Genomic DNA, 16,798 nt, shown 5'->3' on the forward strand with positions numbered 1-16,798 from the left:
CGACAAGAGGCTGCGTCTGAGCCATCAGCGCCTCACCCTGTGGCGCTATGAAGATGATGCCTGATCGCCACCCCTTTCCCCGCAAGCCAAGTGACGACAAGAGGCTGCGTCTGAGCAATCAGCGCCTCACCGTATGCGGCTGACCGATGGGATAAGGGGGCCTTGCCTCAGGGATATAAGGGTCGGCCATCAGAACGGCGAGTCTTAGCTTTTACTGATGAGGACAACGACCCGATTGTCGATAAGGCGGGCCTTGCCAAGATAAGCGGCCATCAGGATCACCAACTGCTCGCTCTGGTCGGTGGCCGCTTCGAGGGTGGCGGCATCGACGATGTCGATGGCATCGGTACGGAAACCGGCCTTGTCCAAGCGCTGGCTGGCCTGGGCCACCAAGGAGGGCAGGTGGTGATCGCCCGCTTCGATCTGCTCGGCGATCCAGTTCATGGTGCGCGCCAGCTCGGGGGCAATAGCTCGCTCGGCAGCAGTCAGGTAGCCGTTGCGCGAAGAGAGCGCCAGCCCGTCTTCGGCACGCACGGTCGGCACACCGACGATCTCGATGGGCATCGCCATGTCGGCCACCATCTTGCGAATAAGCGCCAACTGCTGGTAATCCTTCTGGCCAAAGCAGGCCACATCCGGCTGCACCAGATTGAACAGTTTGGTCACCACTGTGCTGACTCCGCGGAAGTGGCCAGGACGCAGCGCCCCCTCCAGCAGAGCGGAAAGACCCGGCACCTCGACGAAGGTGTGGCTCGCCAGCCCCTGCGGGTACATGATCTCCGGGGTCGGGGTGAACACCATGTCGACGCCAGCCGCTTCCAGCGCAGCGCAATCCTGCTCCAGGGTGCGCGGGTAGTTGGCAAGATCCTCGGCCTTGTCGAACTGCATCGGGTTGACGAAGATACTGACCACCACTTTCTCGGCGTAGCTGTGCGCCTCTTTCACCAGTGTCAGATGACCCTGATGCAGGTTACCCATGGTAGGCACGAATGCGATAGCACGCCCTTCACGGCGCCATTGGCTTATCTGCTCACGCAGAGCGACGGGATTATTTACGACCAACATCAGCAGTTCACCTTCCGATAAATCAAAAAGAGAGACGGGGGCCGTAGCCCCCTTCGTGCAACAGTCAGGTTCAGTTGAAGCAGTGCTCCGGGCCAGGGAAGCTCCCCTCGCTCACCTGCTGGACATAGAGGCGGATAGCAGCGCGCACATCGCCGGTCTCGGCCAGGAAGTTCTTGGTGAACTTGGGCACATAGCCGGAGGTGATGCCGAAGGCGTCGTGCATCACCAGGATCTGGCCGTCGGTCGCAGGACCGGCACCGATACCGATCACCGGAATGCGCAGCGCCTTGGTGATACGCTCGGCCAGCGCAGTGGGCACGCACTCAAGCACCAACAACTGGATACCGGCCGCTTGCAGTTCGAGGGCCTGACGGTAGATATCCTGGGCCTGAAACTCATCGCGCCCCTGCACCTTGAAGCCGCCAAAGACATGGACGGATTGCGGGGTAAGGCCGAGGTGACCGCACACCGGCACCCCGTTGCGGGTAAGGTGGCGGATGGAGTCGCAGAGCCAGTCGCCCCCTTCCATCTTCACCATGCGGGCACCGGCCGCCATCAGGCGGGCGGCGTTCTGGTAAGTCTGCTCCGGCGTGGCGTAGCTCATGAACGGCATGTCGGCGATCACCAGGGCCTTGCTGGCACCGCGCGCCACACAGCGGGTGTGATAGACCATCTCATCCATGTTGACCGCCAGGGTATCCTGACCCCCTTGCAGCACCATGCCCAGCGAGTCACCGATAAGCAGCACGTGGGCCCCCTCGTCGTCGAACAGCTTGGCAAAGGTGGCATCATAGGCGGTGATGGCGGTGAACTTTTGACCTTCCTGCTTCATCTTCAGCAGGCTGGCGGTGGTGATCTTGCTCATAGAGGCTCCTGTACGTCTGCTCGCGGGGCAATGATGGCGAGATCATTGCTCGGGCAGCGGGCAACCAGTCGGGCGAGCGGGGTGCCGCAAGGCAGCACCAGAGCAGGCGCAATCTCGGCAAGGGGCAGCAGCACGAACGCCCGCTCCTTCATGCCGTAATGGGGTACGATCAGGCGTTCATGATTGATCACCTGATCGCCATAGAGCAGCAGATCGAGATCCAGGGTTCTCGGCCCCCACCGCTCATCTTTGCGCACACGTCCCTGTTCCAGCTCGATTTTTTGTAATTGATCCAGCAGCGCAAGGGGCGCGAGCCGGGTGTTGAGCCGGGCCACGGCATTGACGTAGTCCGGTTGGTCAGCAGGGCCCATGGGGCGACTGCTGTAAAACGACGAGGCCTGCACCAGCACAGATTCCGGCAACCGGCCTAAGGCGGCGATGGCGCGACGCGCCTGACCCAACGGGTCAGACAGGTTGGAACCAATGGCGATGAAGACCTCGGTCATCACGTCGGTGGTCACTCGGCCACTTTCGGTTTGCGGCGACGGGGGCGACGACGGTTGCGGCTGTTGCTGCTGCGCTTCTCGCCATCGTTGCTGCGGGCCTCACCGGCCGGGGCACGCTCACCGCTCGCCGGGCGACGGGTCGCTTCGCGCTGCAGTTGCGGGCGCACATCCGGATTGGAGGCGACATAGCGCTCCCACCAGCTGGCCAGCTCGCCGAGACCACGCTCGACCCGGTTGCGCAGCAACAGGAAGTCGTACGCCGCGCGGAACTTGGGATGCTCCATGGCGCGCTCGGGGTGCTTGCCCTGACGGCGGGTCAGACGCTGTTGCAGGGCCCAGATATCGCGGACATCTGTGGTGAAACGGCGGGGAACGGCGATGATCCGCACCTGATTGTCCAGCACCTCGTTGATCGCCAGCATGAAGGCGTCATACCAGGGCAGGCCGCTCTCGTTCTCCAGCACCCGGCCACGGGCCTCGACACAGCCCCACAACAGGGTGGCGTAGAAGAAGGCGGGGCTGACGCGCTTCTCTTCACGGACACGGGTGTCGGTATCGATCAACGCCAACTCGATAAACTGCTCGTAAGGCGAGTTGCCGTGCGGGGTAAACAGCGCCGCCACTTGCGGGAACAACTGCTGGAACAGGCCGTACTCACGCAGCAACTTGTAGGTCGCCAGACCGTCGCCAGCCAGGAACAGCTTGAGGGTCTCCTCAAACAGGCGAGCTGCCGGAATATCCTGCAGCAGCGCCGCCAGCTCCCTGATGGGGGCAGCGGTGCGCGGACTGATGCTCATGTCCAGCTTGGCGGCGAAGCGCACGGCGCGCAGCATCCGCACCGGATCTTCGCGGTAGCGGGTCTCGGGATCACCGATAAGCTCCAGTTTGCGCTCGGCCAGATCTTCCAGCCCGCCCTCGAAATCGTGCAGGGTGAAATCTTTGGCGCTGTAGTAGAGAGCGTTGACGGTAAAGTCGCGGCGCTCGGCATCCTCTTCGATGGTGCCGTAGACGTTGTCGCGCAGCAGCATGCCTTCATCAGATTGGGCCGACACATGTTTGCTGGTATTGACCTGATGGTGGTGACCCCGGAAGGTGGCCACTTCGATCACGTCACGACCAAAGACAATGTGGGCCAGGCGGAAACGACGGCCAATCAGGCGGCAATTGCTGAACAGCGCCTTGATCTGCTCCGGCGTCGCATCGGTGGCGATGTCGAAATCCTTGGGCGTCTTCCCGAGCAGCAGATCCCGGACTCCGCCGCCAACCAGGTAGGCCTCATAGCCCCCTTTGTTCAGGCGATAGAGCACCTTGAGTGCATTCTCGCTGATCTCTTTGCGCGAAATGGGGTGCTGATCACGGCTCAAGGTACGACGTTGACCGGCGACACGGGCTGGAATGGGGGATTCCACCGACTGCTCGCCGTCTTCCTTGCCGAGCACCTTGCGGCAAAAGTTTGCGATCTGGGAAAAAATGGTACACCTCTTCATGACTTCTAAATTGACGGGAGGCCAAAAAATAGCGGCCTATCATAGCTCACGCCTGCACAAATGAAAAACCATGTGGTTACTTCAGCTCATTTGAATCAAACCGAGCCAAAAAATAACGGTCTACCTGTGCATAGCTCACACCTGACCAAATGAAAAACCATGTGGTTACTTCAGCTCATTTGAATCAAACCGGGCCAAAAAATAGCGGTCTACCTGCGCATAGCTCACGCCTGCACAAATGAAAAACCATGTGGTTACTTCAGCTCATTTGAATCAAACCGAGCCAAAAAATAGCGGTCTACCTGTGCATAGCTCACACCAGACCCCACGAAAACCGGCCCTCTTTACTCAAGGTCCAGCGGGATCTTCTCGCTGGCGGGCACCCGTTCTAGTTGCCAGTTAGCGATGCCCCACCGGATGATCTCGTCGATCCGGCTCGCCATCAGCTCGGGGGGCGGGCACTGACCGAGGAAGTGCAGTGCCTGCCACAGGGCCGGTCGCACCTCATCAAGCGCCAGCGCCGGCGCATGGTTCTGCTTGGAGAGCTTGTTGCCATCTGCCAACACCGCCAGCGGCAGGTGCACCCAGTCGGGCACCGGTGCCCCCAGGGTCTGGTAGAGGGCTATCTGGCGCACTGTGGGCTCCAGCAAGTCAGCGCCACGCACTATTTCGGTGATGCCGCTGTTCATATCATCCACCACCACCGCCAGGTTGTAGGCGTAGAGCCCGTCGCGGCGGCGGATAATGAAATCCTCCTCGGCCAGCGCCGTTGGCACCGCGATATGGCCCTGCAAGCGATCGTCGAAGTGGTAGACCGGATGGTGCTGGCGCAGCCGGGCGGCACACCCTTCTGCCGTCAGCCCGAGGGTGCGGCAGTGGCCGTTGTAGAGACCGCCCGCGGCCATGATCTCCCGCCGGGTACAGCGACACCAGTAGAGATCCCCCGCCCGATAGAGCTGATCGATGATCTCGTCATAGCGGTCATGACGCGCGCTCTGGTAGATCACCTCGCCATCCCACTCGAGGCCATATGCCTCAAGAGTCTTGAGGATCAGGGTCGCAGCCCCCGCCATCTCCCGCGGCGGATCGATATCTTCGATGCGTACCAGCCAGCGTCCCTGCCGGGATCTGGCCTGCAAAAAGCTGCCGAGGGCGGCGATCAGCGAACCGAAGTGGAGCGGGCCGGAAGGAGAGGGAGCAAAGCGGCCGACATAGGGGCGCACAAGGGATGAGGACGGGGTATTCACGGGCATGACTGTTCGGGTAAGCGATTCATTGAGGCTGCATTCTGGGGGCGACCGCCAAAGCTCAATAAAAAGGGAGCCCGCGAGCCCCCTTTTTCATATACCAGAGGGTCGGGATCAACCGGCCATCTGCTTTTCCTTGATCTCGGCCAGGGTCTTGCAATCGACACAGAGGTCGGCAGTCGGACGGGCTTCCAGACGACGGATACCGATCTCGATACCGCAGTGTTCGCAGTAACCGAAATCATCGTCTTCAAGCAGCTGCAAGGTCTTCTCGATCTTCTTGATCAGCTTGCGTTCACGGTCGCGGGTACGCAGTTCAAGAGCGAACTCTTCTTCTTGCGCGGCACGATCCACGGGATCCGGGAAGTTGGCAGCCTCGTCTTTCATATGGTCGACGGTACGATCCACTTCCTGCATCAGTTGGTTGCGCCAGGCACCCAGGATCTTGCGAAAATGCGCCTTTTGTTGGTCATTCATGTACTCCTCACCCGGCTTTTCCTGGTAAGGCGCGACACCCGCAATGGCCAGGGGGCCCAGAGATTTCCTGTTTTCGCCTGTTGGCATGCCCTGTCTCCTAATTCAGCACGCTACCCGTGCCATCCATAAATTGAGGGCGACATCTATAGCAGAAGGGTAACGGGTAAGCAAACGAGCCGTACCAATAATGTTACCCACTCCAATATTTATGCACTCCCCTCGGGTAACAGGTGACCAGATTCAAACGGGATAAACCCTTGAGCCACCATGCCTTGCACCCCAACATGGGGCCGATAGCATACAATTTCAACCCCCGCCGCCATTGACTGCTCAATTAGCAGACTATAGTGCGGATCTATATGGGTTGCAGGGCGCATCCGGCTTATTCCGGAGTGCAGCACCATAAACAGCAGCACGGCTCTGTGACCCGCCGCTTTCATCGCCATCAGCTCGCGCAAGTGCTTGGCGCCACGGGCAGTGACCGCATCGGGGAAGTAGCCCATGCCCGGTTGATCGCGCTCATCGAGCAGGGTGACCGATTTCACCTCGATGTAACAATTGCCCTTCTCGTCATCTTCCAGCAGCAGATCGATGCGGCTGTTCTCTTCGCCATATTTCACCTCGGTGCGCAACCGGCGGTAACCCGCCAGCGGAGCGATGGCCGCCTGCTCGATAAGCTCCCGGGCAATCTGGTTGGCGCGCGCAGTGTTGACGCAGATAAAGTGGCCCGCCGGGCTCTCGGCGATCTCCCAGCTGTTGGGCAACTTGCGCTTGGGATTGTCGGAGGTGGAGTACCAGACCCGGGTGCCCGGATCGGCGCAGCCGGTCATGGCACCGGTGTTGGCGCAGTGGATGGTGATGACCTCGCCGTTATCGAGTTGCACATCGGCCAGAAAGCGCTTGTAGCGGGCCACCAGCTGGCCCGATTGCAGGGGGGGATCAAAGATCACGGGTTCGTCCTCCGCGCATCTTCTTTTACCCGGGCGCGCAGCGGCCAGCAGGCAAGCGGCTCGTAGCGCACCCCGTCCGGAGTCGAAAGGGATTGATAGAGGCAGAACTCATCGGCCTGCAGCAGAAAATTTGGGGCTGGCAGGATGGCCGGTGCCTCACCCGCCTTGCGCGACAGGGTGACATGGGGGCGATAACCCTGCTCACCATTGCCAAGGCGCAGCTGTTCGCCGTGGCGACGCAGCGCCCGGGCTAATACGTTCAGCTCATTGGGCCACTCCTTCGGGCCAATCCAGGCGGCCTTGGCCCGGCTGAACCAGCCGGTCTCATCCAGTCTGATGGAAAGCGGCGGGCAGTGCTGACGCTCCACGGCTGCAATCAGGCGGCGGGTGGTCAACTCATCCGCCTCCCCCAAAAAGGCCAGGGTCAGATGAAGGTTGGCTTGCGGCACCGGCTGACCGGGCCAGGGCTGCTTATCGCGCCAGGCGATGAGCTCGGGGGCGAGCTCCTTGACGGGCAGGGCAAAGAAGAGTTTGGCCATGTGGTGATAATGCCTTTTTCACGCTCATTGGATGGGCCCATTCTATGGCAGCCATCCGGCCATGTCTCGCCAGCCGCCCGCCCGAATGGCCATCTCCGCACATCCACTCACGGTGGCGCGGGTGGCTGTGGCAGAATAGGCGCCGTTTTACCGGTTGCTACAGAAGGTGCTCATCGCTTTGTCCCCGCTCCCCATCGTTTCGGTATTGCCCGAACTCTTTGCCGCCCTCGACAGCCACAGCAGCGTGATCTTGCAGGCGCCCCCCGGTGCGGGCAAATCGACCCTGCTGCCGCTGGAGCTGGTGCGCCAGAACCGGCTGCCCGGCCGCATCATCATGCTGGAGCCAAGGCGGCTGGCAGCGCGCAATATCGCCAGCTTTCTGGCGCGCCAGCTGGGGGAGAAGGTGGGCGAGCGCATCGGCCTGCGGGTTCGCGGCGAGAGCCGCACCAGCGCAGGAACCCGGCTCGAGATCGTCACCGAGGGGGTGCTGACCCGGATGCTGCAGCAAGACCCTGAGCTGAATGGCGTCTCGCTGGTCATCTTCGATGAGTTCCACGAACGCAGTCTGCACGCCGATACCGCGCTGGCCTTCGCCATCGAGAGCCAGCAGGGATTGCGCGATGACCTCAAGCTGCTGGTGATGTCCGCTACCCTGGATGGCATGGCACTCGAGACCTTGTTGCCGGATGCCCCTGTGGTTCGCTCCGAGGGGCGCGGTTTTCCCATCGACTACCACTACCGCCCCGCCAACCGCCAGCAGTGGCTGGAGCCGCAGGTCGGCGCCGTAGTGCTGGAGGCGCTGGCCACCCACCGCGGCAGCCTGTTGGTCTTTCTGCCGGGACAGGGGGAGATCGAGCGGCTGGCCCAATGGTTACAAGGGGGGCTGGCAGACAAACTGCCGGACGACGTGACCCTCGCCCCCCTCTACGGTCGCCTCGATATGGCGGCCCAGCAGGCAGCCATCGAACCGGCGCCTGCTGGCCGCCGTAAGCTGGTGCTCACCACCAATGTGGCGGAGACCTCCCTCACTATCGAGGGGATCTCGGTGGTGATCGACAGCGGGCTGGAGCGGCGCGCCTCGTTCGACCTGAAAAGCGGAGTCACCCGACTGGAGACCCGCCAGATAGCCAAATCCTCCGCCACCCAGCGGGCGGGCCGTGCCGGCCGTCTCGGCCCCGGTGTCTGCTACCGGCTCTGGAGCAGCGAGGTGCAGGAGCGGCTCGCCGAGCAGAGCCCGCCAGACATCCTGACCCAGGAGCTGACCGGCCTGCTGCTGGACGCCGCCCAGTGGGGGGCAAAGGTGGAAGATCTGCCGCTGCTGGACATGCCGCCGGCAGCTGCCGTCGCCAGCGCCCAGCGGCTGCTGGTGGCCCTCGGTGCCATGAAGCCGGAGGGTGAGCAACAACTCACTCCCGCTGGCCGTGCCATGGCGGCCTTCGGTACCCACCCTCGCCTCGCCCGCATGCTGCTGCGCGCCCGCGAGCTGGAGTCCGAGGGTCTGACAGGGATTGTCGCCGATGCCGCCTATCTGGTGGCGTTGCAGGAAGAAGATCTGCGAGGATCGGAGCGCCTCTCGGTGCTGTTCCACCGCCGTCAAAACGCTCTGCGTCAGGGGTCGACCCGCTGGTTTGAACGGCTTGGCGTGCGCCCTGCCACTGCGCAGGGTCAGTGGCTCGGGCTGCTCTGCGCCCTCGCCTGGCCGGATCGCATCGGCAAACTGCGCAGCGGCAGTCGCTATCAACTCAGTGGTGGGGTGAGCTGCGATCTGGTAGAAGGTCATCCCTGTCAGGGACAAGGGGCCCTCATCGCCATCGAGATGGGCCAGAACGATCGCGGCAGCCGCATCTTTATCGCCGAACCGGTCGATCTGGACGAGCTGGTACGCCTGCTGCCGGAACTGGTGAGCGAACGGCAGTGGTTCGACTGGGATGAACGGGAAGAGCGGGTGCGCGCCGAACGCCAGCAGGTGATCGGCGAACTGGTGCTGAGCCAGCGACCGCTGACCGAACTCTCTGACGAGCAGAAAGGGCGCTGCCTGCTGCAAGGCATTCGCCGCAAGGGGCTGCATGTGCTGCCTTGGGACGAGAGCAGCGAAGGGCTGCTGGCCCGTCTGCGCTGCGCCCGCGACTGGCTGCCCGATGAGGGGTGGCCCGCGATGGATGACGAGAGCCTGCTGGCCACGCTGGAACAGTGGCTGCTACCGGCAGTGAGCGGTATGACCCGGTTGGAGCAGCTGAAGAAGCTCAACCTCGGCGACATCCTGCGCCAATCTCTGCCCTGGCCGCTGCCCAAGCGGCTGGACGAGGCGCTGCCGAGCCACTTTGCGGCGCCCACCGGCAGCCGGGTGCGGATCCGCTATCAACCCGGGCAGGCGCCGGTGATCCCGGTGCGCATTCAGGAGATGTTCGGGCAAGGTTCGACCCCCTGCGTGGCCGATGGCCGGGTGCCACTGGTGGTGGAGCTGCTCTCCCCCGCCCAGCGGCCGCTGCAAATCACCGCCGATCTGGCCGCCTTCTGGGCTGGCTCCTACGAGCAGGTGAAAAAAGAGATGAAGGGGCGCTATCCTCGCCACTACTGGCCGGACAATCCGCTGGAAGCGATGCCGACCAAGGTCACTAAGAAGAAGATGGGGTTGTAGGTTAGATGAACGAAATCTCACCGACCATTTGATGGATAATCGGCCGCGATCGTTCGATTACGCCGCGATGGCAACACAACGAATAATAACGAACAGGTAAAGAGGAACCATGGCAACCCAACGACGCAAGAGCCCCCCCAAGAAGGCCGCGCCCAAACGCACCCTCTGGCGCAAGCTGTTCTGGCTTGGCTTCAAGCTATCCCTGGTGGTGGCGGCCTTTATGGTGGTGTTTGGCATCTACCTCGATACCAAGGTGCGCGAGCGCTTCGATGGCGAGAAATGGCAGTTGCCGGTGATGGTCTACAGCCGGCCGCTGGAGCTCTACCCCAGCCAGCGCCTGTCGCGAGACCAGATGCTGCGCGAGCTCAACATGCTGAGCTACAAGCAGGTGCGCCAGCCTCACACGCCGGGTGAATACACCATCAACGGCAACCGCATCGAGCTTATTCGCCGTCCGTTCGAGTTCTATGATGGGGCCGATGGTGCCCGTGGCCTGCGCCTCACCTTCAACGGCCCGCGCCTCGAGGGGATCCAGTCGCTGGAGAACCAGCGCCAGCTCGGTTACGCCCAGATGGACCCGGTGCTGCTCGATCGCCTCAATACTGAGGAGCGTGAAGATCGCCTGCTGGTGCGCATCGCCGAGGTGCCCGACAGCCTGCTGGTGACCCTGCTCACCACCGAAGATCGCGACTTCTACCAGCATGGCGGCGTCTCGCCGGTCGCCATCATGCGCGCCATGTTCGCCAACCTGATCGCGGGTCGCACCGTGCAGGGGGGCAGTACCCTCACCCAGCAGCTGGCCAAGAACTTCTTCCTGACCCGTGAACGCAGCCTGTGGCGAAAACTGCAGGAAGCCTATATGGCGGTGCTGATCGACTATCGCTACAGCAAGGACGAGATCCTCGAGTCCTATATCAACGAGGTCTATCTGGGGCAGAACTTCTCGCAAGGGGTCTACGGTTTCGGCCTCGCCTCCTACTTCTACTTCGGCATTCCGGTCAACGAGCTGGATATCGATCAGGTCGCCCTGCTGGTCGGTCTGGTGAAAGGCCCCTCCTATTACGATCCCTGGCGCTTCCCGGAGCGGGCCAAGACCCGCCGTGATCTGGTGTTGAAGCTGCTGATGGATCACGGCAGCCTGACCCAGGCCGAATATGAGCTGGCTAGCCGCCAGCCCCTTGGCATCATCGCCCGTGGCCAGATGAGTTATGGCCGCACCCCGGCCTTTATGGGGCTGCTCAAGCGGGAGATCCAGAGCCGCTTCGGCGCCGATCTGCTCAAGCAGTCTGGCCTGAAGATCTTTACCAGTCTCGACCCCATCGCTCAGCATGCGGCAGAGCGGGCGGTCGAATCGGGCCTCGCCGATATCGAAAAGCTGCGCGGCAAGAAGAAGCTGGAGGCGGCCATGGTGGTCTCCGACTGGCATAAGGGCGAAGTGGTGGCGCTGGTGGGTGGCCGCGATCCCCGCTATGCCGGGTTCAACCGGGCGCTGGATGCTCGCCGCCAGATCGGCTCGCTGGTGAAACCGGCGGTCTACCTCACCGGTCTCTCCAACGGCCTGACCCTGGCGACCCCGCTGAAAGATCAGCCGATCCGCATTCGCGGTCAGGATGGTCAGGTCTGGACACCGCAAAACTACGATCGCAAGTTCCGCCAGAGCGTACCGCTGATGGATGCGCTGGCCAGCTCCCTCAACGTGCCGACCGTCAATCTGGGGCTGCAAGTCGGGCTGGAAAAAGTGGTGGATACCCTGCACAAGCTGGGGGTCCAGCAGGAGATCCAGCCCTACCCGTCGCTGGTGCTGGGGGCGGTGGCCCTCTCCCCGATGGAGGTGAACCAGATGTATCTGCCCATCGCCAATCAGGGGCTGACCCAACCGCTGTCGGCCATTCGCGCCGTGGTCAAGGGGGATGGCAGCCTGCTCTATCAGCATGATCATACCGCCAAGCGGGTCACCGACCAGCAAGCGAGCTGGCTGACCCTGTTCGCCATGACCAAGACGGTGAGTCAGGGCACAGCCCGCGCGCTCAGTGACAAGTTTCCCGGCGCCACCATGGCGGCCAAGACCGGCACCACCAATGAGCTGCGCGACTCCTGGTTTGCCGGGATGGACAACAACGAGCTGGTCAGTATCTGGGTCGGTCGCGATGACAACACCCCGGCGGGCTTGACCGGTGCCAGCGGGGCACTGCAACTCTTTAGCGGCTACATGAGCCAGCGCGGCGTCAACAGTCTGGGATTGAAGATGCCGGAAGGGGTCGCCTGGGCCAACTTCTCCCGCGCCAGCGGCACCCACGTCACCAACGACTGCCCGGGCAGCCTGCAGGTGCCGGCCAAGGCCTCCACCATGGGCTCCCCGGCCGGTTGTGCCAGCAGCGCCACGCCACGCAGCGCGCTGGATGACTGGTTCGGCGGTTTCTTCAACTAGATCAACGACACGGGCAGCGCAAGCTGCCCGCTCACTATGCTGCTGACAAGGAAACACCATGACCTTTCCGCTGTTTGACGCCATCCACCATGTGGCCATCATCGCCAGCAATTACCCACGCTCGCGCCACTTCTACCATGAGGTGCTGGGGCTGCCCATCATCGCCGAGACCCTGCGTGAAGCGCGCCAGTCGTGGAAACTGGATCTGGCCCTGCCGGACGGCAGCCAGCTGGAGTTGTTCAGCTTCCCCTCGCCTCCCGAGCGCCCCTCCCGCCCCGAGGCGTGCGGTCTGCGCCATCTCGCCTTTCGGGTCAGCGACCTCGACCGGGTCATCGCCCACCTGCTGGCCCATCAGATCGCGGTAGAGCCGGTGCGGGTGGACGAGCTGACCGGCAAGCGCTTCACCTTCTTCGCCGACCCCGACGGCCTGCCACTGGAGCTCTACGAAGTGCCGCGCTGAGCTTATTTCGGCCAAAAGCCTGCTATCTGTCGGTGGCCAGCATATCGGGCGTTCCCGTTTCGCGCAGATGTGCAACGCGGTGCTCGATGGACTGGGCTGGGCGGAGCGCCCCAACAAGGAGCCCTGGACGCTGGCGCAGACCATGGCGTATATCCAGCCCCGCTCCGGCACCCAGTTTGACCCTCAGGTGGTGGCGGCCCTGTCGCGGCTGGTCAACGAGTCGAGGCTCCCCTACTCGCTCTGACCCTTTTTGCTCGCCACTCCACATGCCCTGCCGGTGACCAAGGTCAGCGGCAGGGCATCAAAACAGCCGTTTTGTTGCATCCCGTACACATCAAAGTGCCGCAAACCGGAAACATCACCCTTCTTTGTTAGCGATATCCGCTGAAATATGGTCATTTAACATCACATCGCTATAATATCGGCCTGCAAACCTGATACTAACAACGAAGGAATTATCATGAGCCTGAACCTGGTACCGGCTGGCAAGAGCCTGCCCGACGATATCTATGTCATCATCGAAATCCCGCAGAATGCCGACCCGATCAAATACGAAGTCGACAAGGACAGCGGCGCAATTTTCGTCGATCGCTTCATGTCTACCCCGATGTTCTATCCGTGCAACTACGGCTATGTGAACGCGACCCTCTCTCTGGATGGTGACCCCGTCGACGTACTGGTTCCGACCCCCTACCCGCTGCTGGCCGGCTCCGTCATTCGCTGCCGCCCGGTTGGCGTGCTGAAGATGACCGACGAATCTGGCGAAGATGCCAAGATCGTGGCCGTACCGCACTCCAAGCTGACCAAGCAGTACGACCACATCCAGGATGTGAACGATCTGCCGGAACTGCTGAAAGCCCAGATCCAGCACTTCTTCGAGCGCTACAAAGAGCTGGAAGCGGGCAAATGGGTCAAGGTGGAAGGTTGGGGCGACAAGGCCGCTGCCGAAGCTGAGATCATCACCTCTGCCGAGCGTTACGCTGCCAAGTAAGCGTTATCCGGTATGTAAAAAGGCGCCTTATGGCGCCTTTTTTATCGGTGTGTGCGGCAGCTGACCGGCTGCATCTTTGGCAGGATTGCCCTGAATGTATATTTCACGGCCATCTTTCTGGTAGGGGCGATAGTAATCACCGCCACAGCGATAGCCGCCGCCCGGCTGGCTCATCAACTCGCAGTTGACCGGCAACACCTCCAGCCACTTGATGGCCTGCTGGTAACGCAGCCACTCCTGCCATTCGTGTTCGCGTGCCAGCTGATCACGCAGGGCAAAGGTATCCACAACGGAGAGCCCCTTGTTGACGATCACCTGACCCGCCATGGCTGGCAGGCTGAGCAACCCCGACAGCACTATGATCCAAGGCTTCATAACCCCTCCAAAGTGACTTAATTTCACAATTAAATTAAAAGTCACATCAATCTGTTATCCAGATCACAAAACGAAACATCACCAAAGTGGTGCCGGCTCACCTAGTTGTTAATTATCGTCCACGGCAGGAAGCACCACCATGAAGCCGATCCCCGCGCTGTTGCTGAGCCTCACTCTCTGCACCCCCCTTGGCGCCACAAGCAACGCCAGCGAGATCAACATGAGCTGGCAGTGGCAATCCACCGATGGCCAGCGCAAGCACTTCCAGCTGACCACCAACGATCAGGTGATGGCCGCCAGTCGCCACGAGATGAGCCTGCTGCAGGCTTCCCTCACTAATCCGCTGGAGACGCTCTACGCCTATATCAGCCCGCGGCTCTACAGCAGCATCAACCTGATCAACCAGAGCAGCCCCGAGACCGCCACCAAGTTTCGCAATCTGGAGCAGGCCTTCACCCTGCGGGACAACAGCATGGAGTCGCTGCTGTTCTGGCAAGCCTACCAGCAGTATCAGGAGGATGCCTTCTACCAGATGAGGGTGGTGCCCTGCGTCCATCCGGCCAATCGCAAACTGCCTTGCGTGCGCCCCGATTACTCCCAGCTCTTTTACCACTTCAAGGGTCAGCTCAAGCCGCTGGCGCAGCAGTTTGTCGCCAAGGATCTCGCCACCAGCGTCAGTCTGCTACAGGAGTGGCTGAACGCCATCCCGACCCAGCCAGAGCAGCTGGATCACTTCGCTCCGCCGCTGCAAGCGCTGCAGGATAACAAGGCCGACAGCGATGAGAAGGCGCTGTTGATGGCCAGCCTGCTGGCGGAGCTGGCCCCGCAATATGTGCTCAGCATCATCTATCCGGATATCAGCATCGGCAGCGTCTCCCCTGCCTGGCTGGCCATTACGGCAGACAGTGGCGTACCCGGTGATGTGGTGGTGATAAACAATCAGCGCCATGTGCTGCTGACCGGCTCGCCCCTGCTGGCCCAGCAGATGACCATGGCCAAGATCCCTCTCATCAGCGAGTCGCTCTACTGACGCAAACAGCTCAGACCAGCAGCCAATTTATTGATTTTTCTCGATGTCATGCCATTCTAGCCGCCCTTACCAGCCAATCTCCTGACTGGCGGGCGCCGATGCTTCTAAATTGCGATCTTATTTAACACTTTTTAAACAGATCCGATCAGTTTAGGATGAAGCTCGCCCATTCCCTCAATTCGAAACTCGTTATAACATAACAAATGGAGTGTCATCAGGATGAAACATCTCGTACTTACTTTGGCGCTGCTGCCATCTCTGGTCTTGGCTCACAACGTCAAGGATGGCAACCCGGTGCCGCTGGTCAATGTCAGTGACAAGGGTGAGCTGGTACTGAACGGCAAGGATATCGGCTACCAACCGTGGCAGAGCAGCTCGCTCACCGGCAAGGTGTTCCTGATCCAGCATATTGCCGGTCGCTCCAGTGCCAAGGAGCTGAACGCCCCGATGATCGAGGCGATCAAGGCCGCCAAGCTGCCGCAAGACAAGTACCAGACCGTCACCGTCATCAACAGCAATGACGCCATCTGGGGTACCTCCGGCTTCGTGAAGAGCAGTGCCGAGGACAGCAAGAAAGAGTTCCCCTGGTCCGCCATGGTGCTGGATGCCAAGGGAATGGCGCGCAACGCCTGGGATCTGGCGCCGGAAAGCTCGGCCATCATCCTGGTGGATAAAGAGGGCAAGGTGCTGTTTGCCAAAGATGGCCAGCTCGATGCCAACAACATCGCAACCGTGATGGGGCTCATAAAGGCCCATATCTAAGTCAGAGAGAAAGGGCGCTGATGGCGCCCTTTCCATAAGGGTCTATGGGTCGTATCAAGCTGAAAATCTGGATCTTGCTGCTTGGCTGGTTATGGCTGCAGCCTGCCCTTGCCCGGCATCAGCTTGAATCCACCCTGCCCGGCCACGACGACCATCACTGCCTGGTTTGCGCCCTCCATCTGGATGGCAAGCAAGTCATTACCGCAACCCCCTATTGTTTCCCCAGTGCGACCTCTGTTCTGCCCGTAGTTGCAACCATGCAACGATCGGCAACTACCGCCACGCTGCACAGCTATGCCATCCGTGCGCCGCCAGCCTCTGCCGTTCTCTATCCATTTGTTTAATTACGCTATTTTTTGAAAAAGGATTAAAGATGAAAGCAGTTACTCTGTTGCTGGCCGCTGCGGCCTTTGGCGCACACGCAAATCACGACGAACACGAGAGCCACAGCCACGGCGCCCACGAGCATGGCCACGGCCACCTCAATCTGGTGGTCGATGGTGACCAGCTGATGATCGAGCTGCAGGCCCCTGCTGCCGATCTGGTGGGCTTCGAACACGCCGCCAAGAGCGATGAAGAGAAGGCGCAATACGCCAAGGCCATCGCCCGCCTCCAGCAGCCTGACGCCCTGTTCCGCTTCGACCCGGCCGCTGGCTGCAAACTGGCCCAGCAGGAGCTGCAAGCCGCCCAAGAAGAGCATGATCACGACCATGACCATGACCATGACCATGACCATGACCATGACAAGGCTGCCAGCGACGAGCATGAAGACCACCATGATCATGACGAAGCGGGTCATGCCGATATGGGTGCCATGTATACCTACACCTGTGCCACCCCGGCCAAACTCACCGGTCTTGAAGCGACCCTGTTCAGCGTCTATCCGAGCCTTGAGAAGCTGAGCGTGCAGGGGATCCTGCCCACCGGCCAGACCGCAGGCGAGTTGACCCCGTCCGCCAACAAGCTGAGCTGGTAACG

The 16,798-nt window shown here is 61.3% G+C and carries 18 protein-coding genes; 9 read left to right on the plus strand and 9 right to left on the minus strand.

The annotated features are described in order from the left end of the window. Positions 1 to 204: 204 nt before the first annotated feature. From panC to thpR, 8 genes are all read right to left on the minus strand, one after another. The gene (panC, locus tag NMD14_16090) at positions 205 to 1,065 is read right to left on the minus strand and encodes a pantoate--beta-alanine ligase (GenBank protein ID XEI32248.1); all 861 of its coding nucleotides are present in this window, start codon (positions 1,063 to 1,065) and stop codon (positions 205 to 207) included. A gap of 70 nt (positions 1,066 to 1,135) precedes the next feature. Then, positions 1,136 to 1,930, minus strand: coding sequence for a 3-methyl-2-oxobutanoate hydroxymethyltransferase (gene panB, locus NMD14_16095; GenBank protein XEI32249.1), 795 nt, complete (start codon positions 1,928 to 1,930; stop codon positions 1,136 to 1,138). After that, on the minus strand, positions 1,927 to 2,436 hold the full coding sequence (gene folK, locus NMD14_16100; protein ID XEI34786.1) for a 2-amino-4-hydroxy-6-hydroxymethyldihydropteridine diphosphokinase: 510 nt from the start codon (positions 2,434 to 2,436) through the stop codon (positions 1,927 to 1,929). Before folK ends, panB begins: the two co-directional genes overlap by 4 nt. 11 nt (positions 2,437 to 2,447) lie before the next feature. Continuing rightward, complete coding sequence (gene pcnB / locus NMD14_16105) at positions 2,448 to 3,923, minus strand: polynucleotide adenylyltransferase PcnB (protein XEI32250.1); 1,476 nt, start codon at positions 3,921 to 3,923, stop codon at positions 2,448 to 2,450. A gap of 344 nt (positions 3,924 to 4,267) precedes the next feature. Beyond that, positions 4,268 to 5,176, minus strand: coding sequence for a tRNA glutamyl-Q(34) synthetase GluQRS (gene gluQRS, locus NMD14_16110; GenBank protein XEI32251.1), 909 nt, complete (start codon positions 5,174 to 5,176; stop codon positions 4,268 to 4,270). A 108-nt stretch (positions 5,177 to 5,284) separates the two neighbouring features. Next, positions 5,285 to 5,734, minus strand: a complete 450-nt coding sequence (gene dksA / locus NMD14_16115) for an RNA polymerase-binding protein DksA (protein XEI32252.1) — start codon at positions 5,732 to 5,734, stop codon at positions 5,285 to 5,287. A 119-nt stretch (positions 5,735 to 5,853) separates the two neighbouring features. Continuing rightward, entirely contained in the window at positions 5,854 to 6,597 is a 744-nt protein-coding gene (gene sfsA / locus NMD14_16120; protein ID XEI32253.1) for a DNA/RNA nuclease SfsA, read from the minus strand. Next, positions 6,594 to 7,136 carry an RNA 2',3'-cyclic phosphodiesterase gene (gene thpR / locus NMD14_16125; protein XEI32254.1) on the minus strand — a complete coding sequence of 181 codons (543 nt, stop codon included), beginning with the start codon at positions 7,134 to 7,136 and terminating at the stop codon, positions 6,594 to 6,596. The genes sfsA and thpR overlap by 4 nt, the downstream gene beginning before the upstream one ends. A gap of 178 nt (positions 7,137 to 7,314) precedes the next feature. Here thpR and hrpB point away from each other — a divergent pair, with 178 nt between their 5' ends. The 5 genes from hrpB to ppa all read left to right on the plus strand — a co-directional run bounded on the left by hrpB (position 7,315) and on the right by ppa (position 13,653). Further along, a complete protein-coding gene (hrpB, locus tag NMD14_16130) occupies positions 7,315 to 9,774 on the plus strand; it encodes an ATP-dependent helicase HrpB (GenBank protein ID XEI32255.1) in 2,460 nt (819 codons plus the stop codon). A 109-nt stretch (positions 9,775 to 9,883) separates the two neighbouring features. Continuing rightward, positions 9,884 to 12,202 carry a penicillin-binding protein 1B gene (mrcB, locus tag NMD14_16135; GenBank protein ID XEI32256.1) on the plus strand — a complete coding sequence of 773 codons (2,319 nt, stop codon included), beginning with the start codon at positions 9,884 to 9,886 and terminating at the stop codon, positions 12,200 to 12,202. Positions 12,203 to 12,260: 58 nt separating this feature from the next. Continuing rightward, entirely contained in the window at positions 12,261 to 12,662 is a 402-nt protein-coding gene (locus NMD14_16140; GenBank protein ID XEI32257.1) for a VOC family protein, read from the plus strand. Positions 12,663 to 12,741: 79 nt separating this feature from the next. Beyond that, a complete protein-coding gene (locus NMD14_16145) occupies positions 12,742 to 12,906 on the plus strand; it encodes a hypothetical protein (GenBank protein XEI34809.1) in 165 nt (54 codons plus the stop codon). Between the two features lie 216 nt (positions 12,907 to 13,122). After that, entirely contained in the window at positions 13,123 to 13,653 is a 531-nt protein-coding gene (ppa, locus tag NMD14_16150; protein ID XEI32258.1) for an inorganic diphosphatase, read from the plus strand. Between the two features lie 27 nt (positions 13,654 to 13,680). On the opposite strand, the gene NMD14_16155 is transcribed toward ppa, so the two are convergent. Beyond that, entirely contained in the window at positions 13,681 to 14,028 is a 348-nt protein-coding gene (locus NMD14_16155) for a hypothetical protein (protein ID XEI32259.1), read from the minus strand. A gap of 139 nt (positions 14,029 to 14,167) precedes the next feature. Here NMD14_16155 and NMD14_16160 point away from each other — a divergent pair, with 139 nt between their 5' ends. The 4 genes from NMD14_16160 (at position 14,168) to NMD14_16175 (ending at position 16,796) form a co-directional block, all read left to right on the plus strand. Next, complete coding sequence (locus NMD14_16160; protein XEI32260.1) at positions 14,168 to 15,058, plus strand: hypothetical protein; 891 nt, start codon at positions 14,168 to 14,170, stop codon at positions 15,056 to 15,058. Positions 15,059 to 15,277: 219 nt separating this feature from the next. Next, positions 15,278 to 15,820 (plus strand): YtfJ family protein, encoded by a 543-nt coding sequence (locus tag NMD14_16165; protein ID XEI32261.1) that lies wholly within the window; start codon positions 15,278 to 15,280, stop codon positions 15,818 to 15,820. 44 nt (positions 15,821 to 15,864) lie between these two features. Then, a complete protein-coding gene (locus tag NMD14_16170; GenBank protein XEI32262.1) occupies positions 15,865 to 16,164 on the plus strand; it encodes a DUF2607 family protein in 300 nt (99 codons plus the stop codon). Positions 16,165 to 16,193: 29 nt separating this feature from the next. Further along, positions 16,194 to 16,796: a DUF2796 domain-containing protein gene (locus tag NMD14_16175; protein XEI32263.1), complete on the plus strand. Its 603-nt coding sequence runs from the start codon at positions 16,194 to 16,196 to the stop codon at positions 16,794 to 16,796. The last annotated feature ends 2 nt before the right edge of the window (positions 16,797 to 16,798 follow it).

It is taken from the genome of Aeromonas veronii (assembly GCA_041319085.1).
Lineage (GTDB): Bacteria > Pseudomonadota > Gammaproteobacteria > Enterobacterales > Aeromonadaceae > Aeromonas > Aeromonas veronii_F.

Bases quoted from the DNA above. Each gene is read 5' to 3' on its own strand.
- panC (XEI32248.1), bottom strand. From the start codon at position 1,065: ATGTTGGTCGTAAATAATCCCGTCGCTCTGCGTGAGCAGATAAGCCAA.
- panB (XEI32249.1), bottom strand. From the start codon at position 1,930: ATGAGCAAGATCACCACCGCCAGCCTGCTGAAGATGAAGCAGGAAGGT.
- folK (XEI34786.1), bottom strand. From the start codon at position 2,436: ATGACCGAGGTCTTCATCGCCATTGGTTCCAACCTGTCTGACCCGTTG.
- pcnB (XEI32250.1), bottom strand. From the start codon at position 3,923: ATGAAGAGGTGTACCATTTTTTCCCAGATCGCAAACTTTTGCCGCAAG.
- gluQRS (XEI32251.1), bottom strand. From the start codon at position 5,176: ATGCCCGTGAATACCCCGTCCTCATCCCTTGTGCGCCCCTATGTCGGC.
- dksA (XEI32252.1), bottom strand. From the start codon at position 5,734: ATGCCAACAGGCGAAAACAGGAAATCTCTGGGCCCCCTGGCCATTGCG.
- thpR (XEI32254.1), bottom strand. From the start codon at position 7,136: ATGGCCAAACTCTTCTTTGCCCTGCCCGTCAAGGAGCTCGCCCCCGAG.
- mrcB (XEI32256.1), top strand. From the start codon at position 9,884: ATGGCAACCCAACGACGCAAGAGCCCCCCCAAGAAGGCCGCGCCCAAA.
- NMD14_16140 (XEI32257.1), top strand. From the start codon at position 12,261: ATGACCTTTCCGCTGTTTGACGCCATCCACCATGTGGCCATCATCGCC.
- ppa (XEI32258.1), top strand. From the start codon at position 13,123: ATGAGCCTGAACCTGGTACCGGCTGGCAAGAGCCTGCCCGACGATATC.
- NMD14_16155 (XEI32259.1), bottom strand. From the start codon at position 14,028: ATGAAGCCTTGGATCATAGTGCTGTCGGGGTTGCTCAGCCTGCCAGCC.
- NMD14_16160 (XEI32260.1), top strand. From the start codon at position 14,168: ATGAAGCCGATCCCCGCGCTGTTGCTGAGCCTCACTCTCTGCACCCCC.
- NMD14_16165 (XEI32261.1), top strand. From the start codon at position 15,278: ATGAAACATCTCGTACTTACTTTGGCGCTGCTGCCATCTCTGGTCTTG.
- NMD14_16170 (XEI32262.1), top strand. From the start codon at position 15,865: ATGGGTCGTATCAAGCTGAAAATCTGGATCTTGCTGCTTGGCTGGTTA.
- NMD14_16175 (XEI32263.1), top strand. From the start codon at position 16,194: ATGAAAGCAGTTACTCTGTTGCTGGCCGCTGCGGCCTTTGGCGCACAC.